The organism is Bacteroides sp. MSK.20.82 (assembly GCF_019052485.1).
Classification (GTDB): Bacteria; Bacteroidota; Bacteroidia; order Bacteroidales; family Bacteroidaceae; genus Bacteroides; species Bacteroides thetaiotaomicron.
On sequence record NZ_JAHQUN010000002.1, the window covers coordinates 439,118 to 454,898 of the forward strand.

Annotated in this window: 10 protein-coding genes; 7 read left to right on the top strand and 3 right to left on the bottom strand. The window is 36.8% G+C overall.

Features of this window, described 5'->3' with window-relative positions:
- Window positions 1-37 precede the first annotated feature (37 nt).
- A complete protein-coding gene (locus KTR07_RS04045; RefSeq protein WP_008764585.1) occupies window positions 38-742 on the top strand; it encodes an Ig-like domain-containing protein in 705 nt (234 codons plus the stop codon).
- Between the two features lie 74 nt (window positions 743-816).
- Here KTR07_RS04045 and KTR07_RS04050 read toward each other — a convergent pair whose 3' ends face one another.
- The gene (locus KTR07_RS04050; RefSeq protein WP_008764586.1) at window positions 817-1,503 is read right to left on the bottom strand and encodes a DUF4468 domain-containing protein; all 687 of its coding nucleotides are present in this window, start codon (window positions 1,501-1,503) and stop codon (window positions 817-819) included.
- A 55-nt stretch (window positions 1,504-1,558) separates the two neighbouring features.
- Window positions 1,559-2,035 (bottom strand): hypothetical protein, encoded by a 477-nt coding sequence (locus tag KTR07_RS04055; protein WP_128832524.1) that lies wholly within the window; start codon window positions 2,033-2,035, stop codon window positions 1,559-1,561.
- A gap of 588 nt (window positions 2,036-2,623) precedes the next feature.
- On the opposite strand from KTR07_RS04055, the gene KTR07_RS04060 reads away from it, so the two are divergent.
- Window positions 2,624-3,004 carry a DUF5640 domain-containing protein gene (locus tag KTR07_RS04060; RefSeq protein ID WP_008764589.1) on the top strand — a complete coding sequence of 127 codons (381 nt, stop codon included), beginning with the start codon at window positions 2,624-2,626 and terminating at the stop codon, window positions 3,002-3,004.
- Between the two features lie 133 nt (window positions 3,005-3,137).
- On the opposite strand, the gene KTR07_RS04065 is transcribed toward KTR07_RS04060, so the two are convergent.
- Entirely contained in the window at window positions 3,138-3,863 is a 726-nt protein-coding gene (locus tag KTR07_RS04065; protein WP_128832523.1) for a hypothetical protein, read from the bottom strand.
- 292 nt (window positions 3,864-4,155) lie between these two features.
- Between KTR07_RS04065 and KTR07_RS04070 the strand changes: the two genes are divergently transcribed.
- The 5 genes from KTR07_RS04070 to KTR07_RS04090 are packed head-to-tail and all read left to right on the top strand — an operon-like array spanning window position 4,156 to window position 15,780.
- Window positions 4,156-8,331 (top strand): tape measure protein, encoded by a 4,176-nt coding sequence (locus KTR07_RS04070; RefSeq protein WP_113748714.1) that lies wholly within the window; start codon window positions 4,156-4,158, stop codon window positions 8,329-8,331.
- Window positions 8,332-8,335: 4 nt separating this feature from the next.
- Complete coding sequence (locus KTR07_RS04075) at window positions 8,336-8,749, top strand: hypothetical protein (protein WP_217315187.1); 414 nt, start codon at window positions 8,336-8,338, stop codon at window positions 8,747-8,749.
- The gene (locus tag KTR07_RS04080) at window positions 8,736-11,942 is read left to right on the top strand and encodes a hypothetical protein (RefSeq protein WP_008764593.1); all 3,207 of its coding nucleotides are present in this window, start codon (window positions 8,736-8,738) and stop codon (window positions 11,940-11,942) included. The genes KTR07_RS04075 and KTR07_RS04080 overlap by 14 nt, the downstream gene beginning before the upstream one ends.
- Before the next feature lie 2 nt (window positions 11,943-11,944).
- Entirely contained in the window at window positions 11,945-15,481 is a 3,537-nt protein-coding gene (locus KTR07_RS04085) for a hypothetical protein (protein ID WP_008764594.1), read from the top strand.
- Between the two features lie 26 nt (window positions 15,482-15,507).
- Entirely contained in the window at window positions 15,508-15,780 is a 273-nt protein-coding gene (locus KTR07_RS04090; protein WP_008764595.1) for a hypothetical protein, read from the top strand.
- Window position 15,781: the final 1 nt, after the last annotated feature.

Genomic DNA, 15,781 nt, shown 5'->3' on the forward strand with positions numbered 1-15,781 from the left:
GCACAAACGAAATAAGCTGGCTAAATATTAACAAGTAATGAAAAAGATTTTATTTTTAATGACGGCTGTTTTAGTGATTGCCGGATGTAGTAAAAGTGAAGATGGGAAACTAACTCTGAGTGCTAATCAAGTTTCTTTGTATTCGGGCGACACAAAACAAGTAACGGTAAACGACAATGCTACTTGGAGTTCAAAGAGTGAATTTGTAGCTGAAGTAAGTGAGGATGGAATAATCAAAGGAAATCATGTTGGAAAAACAATTATCACTGCAACTTCAGATAATGGAGAGGCGCTGTGTGAAGTTGTGGTAAATGCTAAATATAGCACTTACACAGAACCTGTATTGGAATTTGGTGTGGATAAGGCAACTGTTAAGGCTAAAGAGAAACGTACTATTCTGGAGGATAAAACAAGTACATTGGGATACAGAGGCGAGAATAGTGCTGTAAAGAGCGTTGCTTATCTGTTTGAGAATGGAAAATTAACTTCTTCAGCTATAGCTCTTTCCTATTCGTATACTGAAGAAATAGCTAAATTTCTGTCAGAGAGATATCAGGTAATAGGGAAGGATAGTGATGGTGCATATTACTTCATCAATAATGATTCGGATAAATATAATATGGGGGTTAGATTATCCGTTGAAAGTGGTTTCATTATGGTGGTGTATGTTCCTCAGTCTCCTAAATCAAGGAGTATTCAAGCTGCAGATCTGCAGGAACTTAAGTCTATATTGGGAATTTAATATATAAATCTATAAGCTTATTTCGGTGGGATATTTAGCGCACCTCGTTCGTTCGAGATGCGCTAATTTATTAATTACCAATTATCAGATTCATTGCCGGCAAGACCATTTTTCACAGCCTCCTCAATCTTATCCATAATTACATTAGAGTATGCATGAGTCATTACTAATGCTTTTGAAGAAGTCTTTTTCGCTTTATGTTCATCCTTCTCAATGAAAGGGTAACAGGTTTCAAGCGGCCATTTTTCTGTGGATATGGAAGGTCTGGTGTTTGACAGAGCAGACATGACACCGCCTCCTACAGCTTTCTCCACCTCAAAACATTGTACGGTATAGGTCACACGAATTTTTTTATCTTTGATGTCCACTTTAATAATAGGGTGAACGCTGACATTATATGCGTTCATTCCGCCTAAGTGTCCTGCAATATCAGAAAGGTAACCTTTGCCGATAATAACTCCTTCTTCTTTGTCATTAAGTTGAATGACAGAGTTTGCGTCATTAAAAGATTCTACAAACCAATGGTTAAGAGTAACATACAATTTTTCTTTGGTTTGTTCTCCACATTCAATAACCTGAGTATATGTCAGAGAGTTGTTTTTGTCCAGTGCAAGTTGTGAACCTATGTTTGCTGCCGCATCTACCCATTTGTCGCCAAATTTTTCTTTAGCGTACTTTTCCAGTTCTTCACTGCGCATAAGTTGTGCGCTTGCACTAATTGCCATTAATCCAATTAGAGCACTCAAAATAATTCTTTTCATACAATAGCTGTTTGTTTTTCTTAGATTCTAAGAAAAGGGTTAATATTAATTCTGATTACCAGTTTTGATATACATACAATCCTTGGTCTTGCATAGAAGTTTGAAAGACCTTCTTTTCACTTTTCCCTCTATAATCGTGGTTTACGCTGATTGCTTTGTAAGATGAATAGGTACGCCCCCCATATTCTTCCCTATAGGTAACCCATAATATGTATTCTCCATTGGGCATATTTTCAATATTGAATACACCGGATTGAAATTTAGTAGCATATTTGGGTTTGGAAGATTTGCTTCCGTCCGTATATGTGATTAGTCCGTCATTAACAACAGAGATAGTGCTTTGGCTGTTGTCGATACTTTTGTTCTCATTTTCGTAAATGTACAGAAAGGCTTTTTTAGCAACTTTTTCTTCTGAGTCTTCCCATTTAGTGTACACGTTTACAAAGAAAGTTTGTTCGGTGGATTCGTCATCATTAGAACATGATGTCATGAACATTGGCAATATAGCCAATAGTAGTAAGATTTTCTTCATTTTTATATGCTTATTAAAAGTTTGTTTTGCAGGTTCATTACCAAAGATCTGGTTTTAAATCTTTGGTCGAATTTTTTGAATATGTTTAATTGATCTAATAACTATGGAGATAATGCACGATTATTGAGGTATGTGTATAATTATCTCATTGCTTAGAAATTAAGCGGAATTTCTTTTTACTTTAGTCATGTTTATATTAAGCTTTATATAGGCAAATAGCATTTCCCACTATCTATTTGTCCCACAATGTATATTTCCCTATGTTTGTTTTGCCGCTTTGCTGGCAAAGCATCAGTGTTAATTTATGCTGCAAAGGTAGGTAGAATATATTGAATGCCAAAAAGATTCTCTAATAATTTTCATGTATTAAATGGATATTATAGCTTGTGCTCTTTTCTATGTGAAATTATATATCAGGTATTAATACTTGAGTTGTCGAGTATTAATACCTGATATATCAAGAGTTAATACTTGAGAAGTGAGATGTTAATGCTTGATATGTTATATGTTATTGCTTGAAAGATAATTGGTATGACATTAATATTATTCCTACCTTTGCCGAACAAACAAATTAAATATCTATACGTAATGAAAAAGATTCTTTTTTTTATGATTTTATTGTGTCCAATAGTATTGGGGGGATGTTCTTCTGATGATGATGATTGGATGGACTTAGATTCGAAACACTTGGTAGGAACATGGTCAACGGGTACGGAAGGAACTCACAAATACTTAAAATTTGAGAATGATGGAACCGGGTATTATGCGCTTCTTAACGGAGCTAGCTTTTTAACTAACTATTTATTTACGTATGAAATCTCAGGTGATAATATAAATATTGAAATTACCTATTCTGATGATGGAAATAAGCTCAAAGGACAGAAAAAAGTATGGGAGTGTTTATTTTCAAAAGATATATTAAAGATAAAGAACGGTTCAGAAGATGGAACTTACAAGAGGGTAGAATAAAGATAGGCTTTCCTAACGTTTAACAAGATCTATCCCAACTAGATGTATAGGGAATTTTATGTAGTAACTCTGTTTTAAGAATCGAAAAAGGGCAACTAGTTCGTTGTGAGTTAGTTGCCTTGTATTTTAATGATTAGAAGGAGTTTTCTTTTATTTCTTTAGCTTCTTTCATTCTTCTTTGTTCCTCTTTCTTTTCCTTTTCTGTTTTCACATGTTTCTTTTTGGGGAACTTGTCATTTTCAATGTATATGATATAATAATAATTACCTCCATCATAAAGTTCTCCTAATTTTATGACAATATTTTTGTCTTTCATTTTGAACTTTGCATAAGTAAACTCCTTTCCGACAGTAAAGTCCAGTATATTGGTTTTGCCTTTTTGAAATGAGGGAGAGCCATGCTTTTTAGTAAATTCTTTGGCAAAAATGTTACAATCCATTATTAGCTCATTTATATAATTAGCTCTTACATAATAAGATTTAATGCTGATTCTTTTTAATTCATTTTCTTGATAATAAGCTGAAATTCCCGCTAAATTATTAAGTTCGAAGAGCTTTTTAAATTTGAACTCTTGATCAAAATTCATTGTAATTTCATCTACACCATGTTGTTTTCTCCCATTTTTGAATGCATTAGTAGATAAAGTTTCTTTCATACTCATACCAAATTTAGCATCTCCCCAAGCAATTAAGGCCAAAGAGTCTAGTCTTGCTTGCTGTAATGAGTCTTGTATTTCTTGATTTCTAATTTCTGCATCGGTAAAGATCATAGAATCGTATTGTTCAATTTGATTCGACTGCTTTTTAGTACAACTGACTATTAGCAATGTGATTATAAATAGTTGTAGTGCTTGTTTCATGGTTTTTACTTTTGATTTTAATAGTAATGTGATCATTTGTTTCTCTAGGCAAAAATAATGATAATTATTGGAATTCGATAATTGCCAAGATAAATACTGAGAGTAGATGCTACTTTTCTTGAGTAATGATTCTCCTATCAATAGAATAACTTGCTTGATATTGCATGAAATATTGATATAATGATAAATTATGTGACAAATATCTTTATGTCACGAGCTTGAGGACATTTTTTTTTATATTGATTAAGCTTTGCAATAGTTTTGGCTAATAATAATTTGAAAGATTAATAATATGGGAAATTTAACATTTAACATTGGAGTAAATAGTGATGATTTTATCATGAAGGCTGAACAAATGCGCTTTTCTATTCATGCTTTAGCGCTTGAATCTAAAAAGGCTAATAATGCGAACAGTGACTTTGCAAATATTTTAAAGAAAACATTGGATATTATTGGTGGAACAGAAACTTTAAAAGATTTTGCTAGTGACGTTGTTCGTGTACGTGGTGAGTTTGAACAGCTTGAGATTTCTTTTGCAACTTTATTGAAAAATCGAGAAAAGGCGAATGTATTAATGTCTCAGATAATAAAGACAGCTGCAGAAACTCCTTTTAATTTAAAGGAGCTAGCTATTGGAGCAAAGCTATTGATTGAGTATGGTGCAGAATTTGAACAAGTTAATGATACATTAATTCGATTAGGTAATATTGCATCAGGTATGGGGTTGCCACTAGAACAGTTAATTGAACTGTATGGAAATGTAATGGAACAAGGAAAACTTTATGAACAAAATATTGACCAGTTTACGATATTTGGCATTCCTATGCTTCAAGGTCTTGCAGATATGTTGGGAGTAACAACTGCTAAAATAACTGAACTGGTGTCTGTAGGTAAAATAGGTTTTCCTGAAGTACAGAAAGTTATAGGTAATTTAACAAATGAAGGCGGTCAGTTTTATGGTTTAATGGACGAACAATCTAGAACTATTTCTGGCAAGATTGAGAACATACGTGACGCATGGGAGTCAATGCTTAATGAAGTGGGCCAATCTCAGGAAGGAATTATAAATGAATCTCTTAATGGAACTCAATATATTTTGGATAATTATGAGCAATTAGGTAAAGCAGTATCAGAATTGGTAATAGTATATGGGTCATATAAAGCAATTCTAATAACTATTACTGCTTTGCAAAGATTGAATCTTATAGTGATGGAGCAGGCTAACTTGGAGATGTTGTTAGCTGCTAAAGCAGGAATGGTTGTATCCCAATCACAAGCATTAGCTGCTGCAAAAACAAAACTGTTTACAGGAGCAATAAAGGCAAATACTATTGCGCTTCTTCAAAATCCATACACTTTTATTGCGGCAGCTGTAGTGGGACTTGGGTACGCAATTTATAAAGTGACTACTGCTGAAACTGAGTTGGAAAAAGCTCATAGTCGTTTGAATGAAGCAAATATGAATGTAGAAAAAAGTCTGACTTCTGAAGTTTCTAAATTATCTTCTTTAGAAAGAAAATTGATAGAAGTGAAGAAAGGAAGTGAAGAGTATAATAAAATAAAAAAAACTATAGTTGATAATTACGGTCAGTATTATATTGGTCTTGACGAAGAGATTGATCGTGTCGGTAATCTTTCAACTTCGTATGCTCAATTAGTTGAAAATATGCGTTTGTCAATTGGGCAACGAAAGTTTGAGTTTTTCTTTAATACTGAACAAGAGAATCTTGATAAAACAATTAGTGAAAAGTTAGATGTTGCATATGATACATTGATTAAAAAGTTTGGTCAGACTAGAGGCGGGAACTTATATAATCAATTTTTTGATAGTGCGATGAGTGGAAAAGCTTTGTCTCCGAATGTGATAAAGGATTTGAAAAGTGCAACTTTTTGGGATATGAAATGGGGAGACAATGCAGAAGATGGTTTAGTTGACTTTAGGAACAATGTGTTTAACTTGCGTTCAGAGATAAGTAAGGAAACTAAGGCTACTGAAACTGTTCTTGAAGAATATAAATCTAAGTTCAGAATCACCGATGAAGAGGTTGCAGGTATATTGTTTGATAATGCGGAGAAAACGGATAACGGTGAAATTAAAGGTCTTAAGACGTTAAAAAAATTAGTTTCTGAGATAGAAAAAGTAAAAGAAAATATAAATAATCAACGAAAAAAAGCACAAGACGGTCTTGCTGATGATAGTGAATTACAAAAAGCAAACGAAACGCTTAATAAGTTAAAAGAACTGTATAAGCTTAGGACTGGTGCTGATTATGATAAACAGGCTTCCTTTTCTGGAGATAATAAACAAAAGCAGGAAGATTTACACAATAGGCAGGACTTAGAAGGATCAAATTTAATAGAAGATCTAGAGAATAAAAGTGCTCAGGCTGAAATTGATGCTATGGAAGAAGGAGAAGAGAAAAAGCTAGCTCAGATGGAGTTAAATCATCAAAAAGAAATAGCAGAACTAAAAAGATTAAAAACTGATTATCTCCAAAAGAAAATTGATTTGGAAAAAACTATATTCGAAGCTAATTCAAAGAATGAAGGTAAAACTTTTGATGAATCGACTGTATCTCTGAATGAAAATGAAAAGAGTGCATTTGCTAATATATTGAAACAAACTGTTGCGAGACAAGGGAATGATATATCAGTATACTATAAAGAAATATTGTCAAAATATCAAGGTTATACAGAAAAACGTCTTGCTGTACAACAGAAATTTGAACAGGAAAGAGAAGCATTAAGAAAAGCAGGAGCTTCTAAAGAAACACTTGCAGAACATGATTATCAGAAAGAAGGAGCCTTGGAGGCTGTTGATAGTGAGTTTGCTATGCGCGAGGATTCTTTTCAGTCGTGGACTAATAGCATAGCAAATATGAGTTTGGAACAGTTACAGAAATTACTGTTTCAAGCAGAGCAGGAGCTCCAGCGATCTGAATTTCTAAGTCCCAATGATCCTAAACTGGCGGGACAAAGAGCAAAGGTATCTTCATTAAAAAATGAAATTAGTGAGAAAACTAACGAGACTCAGACAGCTCCTGAAAAGCGGGGTATAAAAGAATGGCAAGAATTATATAAGACATTAGGAAATGTAGAAAGTGGATTTAATGAGATTGGTGATGCAGTAGGAGGTACTGCCGGAGAGATCATATCTGCTGCCGGGGGGATAGCATCATCTACATTGCAAATGATTGATGGTATTGTAATGTTGGCTAATGGTTCTTCGACGGCAATGAGTGGAACAGCACAGGCAGCATCCACTTCTATACAAACTGTAGAGAAAGCTTCTGTTATCTTAGCTATCATTGGCGCGGCATTACAGGTGGCTACCAAAATAGCAGATATGTTTGGTGCTGATTATTCTGATTATGACACAGCCAAGGAAAACTACGAGAGCTATGTGAAAGTGCTTGATGTAATTATTGGCAAGCAGAAAGAACTATTGGAAACATTGACAGGAAAGGCTGCTGTAGAAGCCTCTCAGAAAGCAATAGAGCTTATTGAAAAACAAGCAGATGCAGCAAGAACACTTGGCAAGGAGCGTTTGAATGCTGGAGCATCAGCAGGCTCTCATTCTATCGGCGTACGAATGCGTAAGGGTATGAATAATGAAGGATGGGCAGAGTGGAACAACTTTGCCAATTCAATAGGAATGAATCCCGATGATATTGGGAATAGAATGACTGGATTATTTGATTTAACAGCTGAGCAGCTTGCAACACTACAAAGGGATGCTCCTACTTTTTGGGCAAAATTAGATGGGGATGTACGCGAATATTTAGAGCAAATAATTGCATGTAATGAGGAAACGGAAGAAATGAGAGATCTTCTGAATGAATCGTTAACCCAAGTATCTTTTGATGATGTCTTTAGTAGTTTTCTGGATGCATTGTCTGATATGGATTCTTCCTCAGAAGAGTTTGCCAATAATTTTGAGAAGTATATGCAGAAAGCTATTCTTAATTCCATGCTGATTGACAATTATAAGTCTAGAATTAATGAATGGTATAAAGCTTCTGCTAAAGCCAATGAATCAGGCGGTATTGATGAAAAGGAATATGCAGATTTGCAAGAAAGCTGGAATGGCATTGTTTCCGATGCTTTGGAAGAGCGCAATGCTTTAATGCAACAATTCGGTTGGTCTTCTGGTGAAGAGTCGTCTTCTCAATCTTCCACTCAGAAAGGATTTGCTGCGATGTCTCAGGATACAGGAGATGAACTTAATGGACGTTTTACTGCTTTGCAGATATCTAATGAGGAAATCAAGAATTCAATGCTGTTTGTTTTGGGGAGCTTGTCTTCATTATGCACCACGGCTTCTGATAGTAACCTGCTTCTAACCGATATGAGGAATTTGGCTGTTATGTCAAACGGGCATCTGGAAGATATTGCAAAGTATACAAAAGTACTACTGGGATTTGGAGAGAAACTGGATAATATAGATAGAAATACAAAAAACATATAATGATATGAAAGACGAATTGCGCATTAACGGTAAAGATGCCTACACTACTTGGGGCATAAGCATGGATAATAATGCATTATCCGAACTAATGACACCATCCTCCAACAAAACTTTTATAGAAAACGAGAGTCGGCTGGAACATGGAAAACGGGTGGTCATCGCCAATCCAAGGGTAGATGTGAGAAACCTGACTCTTCAGATTAACCTGACGGCTTCCAGTGAGGAACAGTTTTTTGAGAGATACAATAGCTTTTGTGAAGAACTGGCAACAGGCGCACTTGAGATAGAAACCAAATATCAGCCTAAAGTCGTGTACAAAACGATTTATCAATCGTGCAGCCAATTCAGCCAGTTTATGCGCGGCATTGGAAAGTTCTCACTGAAACTATATGAACCGAATCCTAATGATAGATATTAAAGACATATCCGGAAATATACGCTTTTCTACTCCCATAAATCAAGGGAGCAAGCGTAAGTTCCTGTTGATGAAGGAGGATTATATTACTTTGAAGTTCTCTTTGGATAAGCTTATTCCTTTTTCTCTGGGAGATAATGTAGACCATGAAATTGGCATGTTTGAGCTTGTAGATTTGTATAAGCCGGATTATAACATAGAAACGGGTGCTTATGAATATAATCTGCGGCTGGATGCTTATTATTGGAAGTGGAAGAATAAAATGTTTTTCTTTACTCCTGAAAATGGAGGACGTGAAGCCAGTTGGAATCTTACTGACAGTCTAAAAGTACATATGCAGGTTTTTCTTAAGAATCTGGAGGTGCTTGGGTATAAATATCAAGGCGAAGCATTCGAATGCACAATAGACGATTCGGTAAATACTTCTTCGAAGTTGATTTCTTATGACAGCACAAATCTGATTGACGCCCTCTCTCAGATGGCAGAAGCTTTTGAATGTGAATGGTGGGTAGTTAAAAATGAGATTCACTTTGGTCGTTGCGAGAATGGTGATCCGGTAGATTTCGAACTTGGAATGAATGTTGGCAAGATGGATCGAAGTGATAGCCAGAGTACGTACGCAACACGTATTTATGCTTTCGGATCTACCCGCAACATACCGCTAACGTATCGTAAAAAACTGGTTTTTGATGTAAAGGATATTAATGGCAGGGATTTATCTGATACGGCAAGGTCACTTGTAACTGACTTTTTCCCTAGTGATATAGTAACAGAAGAAAAACACGTTATTGATCCTATCATAACAGGGACGTTAAACAGTAATCATAGAGAATTCTCCAACAATAATGATTTAGTTGATACATTAGTCGGCAGTATTTATAAGATCATTGATAAAGGTAACGGTATCAGTTTTGGTACTGGTACTTATTATATGCCTATGCCTGGTCAGCCTTCATTTCCTCGGGATTATCTTCCGGCAGGCGAGTACGTTTTTCGTGTATCTTTTATTTATTTGCAGGATGGCATTGAAAAGGAAATCCTTATAGGTAGCAATACTGTTACGTTAAATGAAAACCAACAACATGAAATAAATTTATCATTTCCCATAGCAAAAGAATTTGCACCGGGATTGGGAGCATCACTGTTTAAATTACGTACCTATCTGCTTGTTCCACAGTTTGACAACACTTTGATTGGGATGGGAATTGGACTTTTTGCTAGGGTTTCACTAGACATGGAGCTTGTTGCCGGAAAGTCTGCCGCCACATCAGTGACCTTTCTTTCTGGAGTAAATAGTGGAAAGACATTTGATGCTATCTATAATCCGGATTTTCATATTGGAGAGACAGCAAATATTTTACGTCTTCCGGAAGGAGTTACAGCTTCTATTGGTGACAAATATACGATTGATAATATCGTAAAAAGTAAGGTTCCGGTAAGTTACTTTTCAGATGATAAAGATACTCAAATCGCTGAAGGAATTGCAACCCGACATCTCCTGATGCCCGAAGGAGTGACATATATTGATGCTTACCCGGATATGAAAGCTGAGGAGGCTGTAGAACAGATCGTTGTTTTTGATGATATCTATCCAAAGCGTGAAGGGGTAACGGATATGGTAACAACTCATACATATACTGATACTATAGATAACCCAGATGGAACAAAAACGTCAAAAGACTGGTTGGCATGGAGGTTTAAAGATGACGATCCCGGATTTCACTTTTCGAAGGATTACAAACTGGATTCTGAGGAACTGAGAATAGAATTCTTGTCAGGACCTTTAGCGGGTATGGATTTCGAAGTCTTATTTAATCCTTATGATAAAGTAAGAGATGATGCGCCCAAACCTGAACATTTAAAAGACGGTACCTGGAACCGGGATGCACAAGTCTACGAAATTAAACGCAACGATAATTACGGAAGAATGCTTCCTGATGACATTTTACATCCTACGGATCAAGGTGGAGACACATATGTTCTCTACGGGTATGATCCTCAATTTGTTTCCGATGTAATGATTCCCAATGCCGAAGTGGAGGTGGAAGAACGGGCTAAAGAGTACATTGAGAAACTGAAACAAGATCCTTCGACCTATACCAATACCATGATGTCGGACTATATTTATGGCATTAATCCCGAAACAGGGGAGCAGGATGAAGGGTTTGCAAAAAGTTTTACTGTAGGTCAGAAAGTAAAGCTAATCAATAAAGCATATTTTGAAGAAGCCCGGATTTCCCGTATTATAGGGTTTGAATATAGTCTTGATATCCCTTATGATTCTCCTGTATACACTGTGGGAGAAACCGCACCATATTCACGTCTCGGTGAGATTGAAAGCAAAATCGACTCTTTGACTTATAGAAAGGAGAAGGACAGGTTGTCGATAATTGCCGGTGGAGGAACTTCTTCCGGTATAGAAGGAACAAACGCTGTATTCCCAAGGAATATAGAAGTGACAGTGGATAGAGTAGGCTACTTCAAGGCTGGTGATATAATACTTGGAGGAACTACGGTAGTAGATGCATTTATAAAACTGATATCGCAGAAATCAACAGGGGAGTTGAGAAGTGAGATATCTACAAATAAGGATGTTGAATATGGTAGTCCGAAAGGTTTTATAACATATACTGCTGTTAGAAATAGTCAAGGTCCTATGGAACAAGCTTACTATGATGGTAATCCGAATAATAAACTCAATTTTTCGGAAGAAGTAGGTGGTGTGCAGACAGCGACAAGGCAGTTGGATGGTTTTTATACGCAGAAAGAAACATATATTGCCAATGTCATTTATGCAGCCAGTGAGGATGATGTATTGCCCAGAAAGGTATTGAGTGATTCTATCAATGTGAATGTACATCGTAAGTGGTTTGCCGGAGTATGCTCCTCCATCCCTAAAACATCGGACGATGTGCGGGCGCTAGGATCGAATGATTTGTACTCAGGACCTGGCACGTACCAGTTTCCGGTATCTAACTGGAAAATTGTTGTTGTATGCGTGCCATCTGACAGTGTTTGTGACATTTCTATTGCCTCATCTTATGGAAATTTTATCGAAAATGGCAAAGTATGTTCGGGACCGAAAGCGATATCCGTAGCTGGTGCGAATGGTAAAGACGAAATAAATTATAAAATGTGGGTGATTCAGACACCGGGTCTGAATGATCCCGATTCATTCACTTTTAAAACAGTATAGTAATGGTTAAGATAAACGGAAGTTCTTTCCCCCATCAATATAGACGTACGAATCCCTATCCTATAGATTCTACGGAGACATGGGCATCTATAAAAGAGGCTACGGAATATGCCCGCAACACAGATGCGGAACCTTATATGCCGTATGCAGGTCAAGTAATATCTATTGAAGGGCAAGAGGATATATATGTACTGGTTGAGGATAAGGCTATATCCAAATCTGACGGTCGAGAACATTTTAAGCTACATAAGATTTCCACTCAGGAAACTGCAGAAGGAATCTATTTGAGTAAACTCGTAGAAGATACAGCTCAAAAGTTAATACATTTTTTGGAAGGCATCAATGTCAAAGGTGAAGCAAAGATGGAGACACTTAAGGTCTTAGGGGCTGCGATATTCTCTGATACTGCCACATTTGAAAAGTCATTGTCTTCCTCTGAGTTTATATCAGGGAATCCGAATGGTCAAGGATGGGCTATATACTTGAAGGAGTTTGTTAACTCCGGGGGCATCAAAGAATTGCGTACTATTCTTGAAATAGATGAACTGGACATACGCAAGAGAATGCGCGTCTATGAAATGATAGTCTCGCAACTTCTCGGAGAGAATGGTACACGGCTGACTACGGATATGATTGAAGTACTCCGCATTGATAAGACAAATATGCGAATCTACATAGATACTCAAAACGGAAAATTATACAACCCTTTTCGGACGGGAGACTATATCATGGTCCAGCAATTTGATGAAGGAAACTTTTCTGTTAACAAGGAGTATGAATTTGTCGTTTCAGGAATTAGTGCTGATTATATTACTTATTCAAACTTCGTCGGCTCTGAAAATGATGTAAGAGAAGGCGATACGCTTGTTCGCGTAGACAGTATGACTGATGTAGATCGCAAAGGATTGATCAAACATACCTCTGTAGAAGCGAATGGTCCTTACATCGACATAGTCTATGGTATGAAAACTGATCCTGAAAACGCAACAAGAACACGTATAGGAAATCTCTCTGGCATTACCACTCCGTATTGGAGACAATTAAAGGATTACGGTATATTCTGCGATAATGGATATTTCAGAGGAGACTTTATGCTCCGATCCGGGGAAGACATTTTTACGAAGTTTCAGGTTACAGATGCAAACATTCGTGCTGAGATTAATTCTGTGCGCTATGATGTGTCTGAGAAAGATAACTATTTAAAAAATGCCTCTTTTGTCTATGATATGACATATTGGGAACATTCCACAGCAGTGAACGTTTATTCGGCTTCCGGAGAAATGGTCAATGTCAATGCCAACTTATACTCTGAGAAATCAAATGTTTCTGATATCGTCTTGTACAATAATCAGTATATGCTGCGTGTCAAAAGTAGCGGTGTTAAACAACTAAATAAAGACTTAAATCACAAACCTGATAAGGTGGAGAAATTTGATATCTCTCTGCGGTATCTATGTAAAACATCTGGTACAATAAAGGTCGGTTTTACCAGTTCTGCTCTTTACGTGGAAGAAAGTATTTCAGCTAACAGTGATTTTACAACTAAATCATGGTCCGGTGATTGGGATGGTACAGGAGATTTTATACTGGAGTTTTCAGGTGATATTTATATCAAGACGCTAACTCTGACTACCGATTCTCTTGAATCTTTTAAGACTGAGATGAATACGGTTATTTCTACTATTGATGGACGTATAGATGCTTATGTCGAAAAGACTGATAACCTTGAACAGACGACTACCCAAATGGGAATTTCCATCAATGGTCTGACGGAGGATTTAAAGTTGTACTACAAGAAGTCTGACGCTCAGAATTACATAGATTCTGAAATCGGAGTAGCAATTGACGGAGTGAACAGTACTCTGGAAAGTTATTACCGTAGCTCGGAGGTTGACTCGATGTTTCTCAATATCGGTAATCGAATTGATGGCATTGATGAAAGTCTGACTTTGTATGCTTCTAAAACAGACACTCTTGAGAGAAACTATACGGATGTCGGGACCCGCCTTTCTGCTGCCGAAGGTACTTTGACTAATTACGCTGAGTTTAAATCGGTTACAGAAAATAGCTTGACACAAGTCAATCAGCAACTTAATGCTCTTGAAGGTAGCTTAGAGACAACTGTCCGGGATATGGTAGCTGGAGAGGTATCCGGAGCAGCACAGAATCTTGCGGCACAGTTGTATGCCAGTTCGGAGGATATCTTGTCTAGAATCAAAGGATACTCTCAAGACGGTCGTATCACACCGGCAGAGAAAACAGATATTATTTCTATATATGAGAGTATTAAATCTGAAATGGCTGACACGGCAGTCGATGCGGGTACACCTAGCATATTAGAAGCCAACAGTCCTGTTATCAGCCGGGTTCTTGCTTTTCTTGATGCGGGCATCAATACCGGAGAAACGATCAAAACGAATCTTCGTACTGCAATTAATGCTCTGAAAACAAAGTATTCGAATCTTAAGATGGGATTATTCTCTACGACCTATACCCTTGAAGGTAGTTCGGCTGCTTATCCTTTACTTTCTTCCGATTCATTACAAAGGATCTCCTTGCTAGACGCTGACAAACAGATATATCCTTTATTCAAGGAGTATGTAACAGCACGCAACGAGCTTGCTAACCTGGGAGTAGAAGCCTCCCGTGAATGGATTGTCAAGAATCAGACGACTATTGACCAGACTAGCACGTCCATTGGTCTGTTGGTGAAGAAGACAGAAGGTGGGGAAGTCGTTAATGCAGCTTCGATCATTGCTGCTATCAATGAAAGTGGTGATGGTGAAATTAAACTGGTAGCTGATAAGATAACTCTAGAAGGTTTTGCTACTGATAATAAGGGGTTTAGTATTGAAAATGGATATATGACTGCTAAGGGAGGAAAAATTGGAGGGTTTGAGATAGATGGATACGGATTGTCAAATTATAGTAATGCAGATGCGTTTATTAGTATTGAAACACAAAAAACACGGACATCAGGAAATCAAACTTTAACCGCCATAAGGAAAGCGATACTCGGTAATGGCATACCTTCTATTGCAGGATTTGAAACAGCGTCTATGTTTCAGGCATCAGGTGACGATGAAAATATAGCTGTCAAGATTAATGCTTATGGCAGTTCTACATATGATTATAAGTATGGAGGAAAGGCTAATTATGCTCTTGTTGCTTCTGGAGGATGCCAATGGAAATTATCAGAAGCTGGAGATACTTGGTGTATGCCCGGTGTACTTGGGTGTGTCGAGATTTATACTACCAATAGTGGCATTAACCTTAATAGGAAATGGGGAAATGGTATTTCTATTAACCGTATTGCATTAAACGCAGAACGGGAGTATGAATTTTACCATAACCTTGGACATACAGATTATTATTTCTTGGCAATGCCATCAGTAAATTGGGTGGATGGATACCATGAAGCAATTCCATCTTATACTAGCATTGAAAATAATGTTTTTCGGATATTGTTTAGATCTGGGAATAATGATAAGGCAAAACCCGCTTATTTTATGGTTATAATTTTCGGGAGACCTGCTTAATAAATGATTTATTAATAAGAAAAATTATGAAAGTAGATTTTACAAAAGCAAAAGTAGAAGTGACATTTGGTGAATACAAGGAAATGGATATCGCCAAAGCAGTAGGTAATGCAATTCATCAGAATACTTCTGATATCGGTGTTGATGAAACAGCACGCAACATTTATCATTCCGAAGGAGAGCTTGAAATCCCTGATGAACAAATCAGTGCTATTATATATGCCCTCTCTAATGCAAGTACCATTCTGGTATCTGCAAAGAAGGCTGCTTTAAATTTATTAAAACTAACACAGGAATAAT